Source organism: Streptomyces sp. NPDC048637 (genome assembly GCF_040650675.1).
GTDB lineage: Bacteria > Actinomycetota > Actinomycetes > Streptomycetales > Streptomycetaceae > Streptomyces.
The window spans coordinates 1-2,541 of record NZ_JBEZHQ010000090.1; the positions used below are offsets into that span (position 1 = coordinate 1).

Annotated in this window: 1 protein-coding gene; it reads left to right on the forward strand. The window is 66.6% G+C overall.

Annotated features, from left to right (window positions below; translation table 11 throughout):
• A partial coding sequence (locus AB0C46_RS40660) for an acyltransferase domain-containing protein (RefSeq protein WP_362834171.1) occupies positions 1 to 2,541 on the forward strand: 2,541 nt, incomplete at both ends.

Genomic DNA, 2,541 nt, shown 5'->3' on the forward strand with positions numbered 1-2,541 from the left:
GCGGCGAGTGTGGTGTCGGGGCGGTTGTCGTACACGTTTGGTCTTGAGGGTCCTGCGGTGACGGTGGATACGGCGTGTTCGGCGTCGTTGGTGGCGTTGCATTTGGCGGTGCAGTCGTTGCGTGCGGGTGAGTGTGATGTGGCGTTGGCGGGTGGTGTGACGGTGATGTCGACGCCGGGGGTGTTTGTGGATTTCAGTCGGCAGCGGGGGTTGGCTGCTGATGGCCGGTGCAAGGCGTTTTCGGATGCTGCGGATGGTGCCGGGTTTTCCGAGGGTGTGGGTTTGTTGGTGGTGGAGCGGTTGTCGGATGCGCGGCGCAATGGTCATCAGGTGTTGGCTGTGGTGGCGGGTAGTGCGGTGAATCAGGATGGTGCGTCGAATGGTTTGACGGCGCCGAATGGTCCATCGCAGCAGCGGGTGATCCGGCAGGCGCTGGCGAGTGCGGGGCTGTCTGCGTCCGATGTGGATGTGGTCGAGGCGCACGGGACGGGGACGTCGTTGGGCGACCCGATCGAGGCACAGGCGCTTCTCGCCACCTACGGTCAGGACCGGGACGGGGACCGGCCGTTGTGGCTGGGCTCGGTGAAGTCGAATATCGGGCACACGCAGGCGGCTGCGGGCGTCGCCGGTGTCATCAAGATGGTGCTGGCGCTACAGCACGGTGTCCTGCCGCGGACGCTGCATGCGGATGAGCCGTCGTCGCATGTGGATTGGTCGGCGGGTGAGGTGCGGTTGTTGACCGAGTCGGTGCAGTGGCCGGAGTCGGGTCGCCCGCGCCGCGCCGGTGTGTCCTCGTTCGGCATCAGCGGCACCAACGCCCACACCATCATCGAACAGGCACCGGTAACCGATGATCCGACCGAGAACGAGGAGCCGCTCAAGCTGCCGGCAGTTCCCTGGGTCATTTCGGGGCGTGACGAAGCCGGCTTGCAGACGCAGGCCCAGCGACTCCTTGCTCACGTGAAGGAGTCCCGGCTCGACCTCGCCGATGTGGGCTTCTCGCTGGCAACCTCGCGGGAGATATTCGACCACCGTGCTGCGTTGCTCGTGGACGATCACGAGTCGGCATTCCAGGGGCTGACCGCACTGGCCGAGGGACACAAGGCGGCCGGCATCGTTCGAGGGGTCAAGAGGCAGGGGCGGTCAGCATTCCTGTTCACGGGCCAGGGTGCGCAGCGTCTTGGAATGGGCCGGGAGCTGTACGACACCTTCCCCGTCTTCGCGGATGCCTTTGATGCGGTGTGTGCCTCCTTCGATGGCGAGTTGGGGGCGCCTGTAAGGGGTGTGGTGTTCGGTGAGAACGCGGATGCGGATGCGGACGGGGATGCGGCTGCGCTGAACCGGACGGGTCTTGCTCAGCCGGCGTTGTTTGCGGTTGAGGTGGCGTTGTTCCGGTTGGTGGAGTCGTTCGGTGTGCGGCCGGATTACTTGGTGGGTCATTCCGTTGGTGAGTTGGTGGCGGCGCATGTGGCGGGTGTGGTGTCGCTGGAGGATGCGTGTCGTTTGGTGGCGGCGCGTGGTCGGTTGATGCAGGCGTTGCCGGCGGGTGGGGCGATGGTCTCCCTCCAGGCCACCGAGGCTGAGGTACTGCCGCTGCTGGAGGGCCAGGAGCAGCGGGTGAATGTTGCTGCCGTGAACGGTCCGGAGGCGGTGGTGGTGTCCGGTGAGGAGTCGGCGGTTGCCGAGATCGCCGGGCGTTTTGAGTCCGAGGGTCGGAAGGTGAAGCGGCTGCGGGTGAGTCATGCCTTCCACTCGCCGTTGATGGAGCCGATGCTGGACGACTTCAGGGTGGTCGCGGAGAGCGTGGCGTATGCGGAGCCGCGTATCCCGGTGGTCTCGAATGTGACCGGCACTCTCGCCACGGCGGAGGACCTGACCTCCCCCGACTACTGGGTGCGGCATGTCCGTGACGCCGTCCGGTTCGCTGACGGTATCCGGTGGTTGGAGGAGCATGAGGTGACCCGGTTCCTGGAGATCGGACCGGACGGGACGCTGACCGCCATGGCACAGAACTGTCTCTCGGCACCTGACCTTCAGCTCGTAGCCACCATGCGGAAGGACCGGCGGGAGTCGGAAGCCCTTTTGGCCGCGGTCAGCGGCATGTTCGTCAACGGCGCGACGGTGCAGTGGCAATCGCTCTTCCCCGGGGCTCGGCGGGTGGAACTGCCCACCTACGCGTTCCAGCATGAGCGCTTCTGGCCGAACTCCTCGGAGGCCGTGGCCAAGGACGTCGCTGCTCGGCCGTCGGACGACGGAGCCGCGTGGTTCTGGGAGGCCGTTGAGCGCGGAGACCCGGACACCTTGGCCGACGAGCTGGCCGTTGCCGGTGATGCCTCGTGGGGTGAGGCTCTCAGTGCTTTGTCGTTGTGGCGGCGGCAGCGGCGTGAGCGGTCGGTGGTGGACGGCTGGCGGTACCGGGTGGAGTGGAAGCCGCTGGTGGGGCAGTCGGGTGGGGTGCTGGGTGGTCGTTGGCTTGCGGTGGTGGGCGCGGGTGAGGTGTGGTCCGAGGCTGTGGTGGAGGGGTTGGCGGCGTGTGGTGTG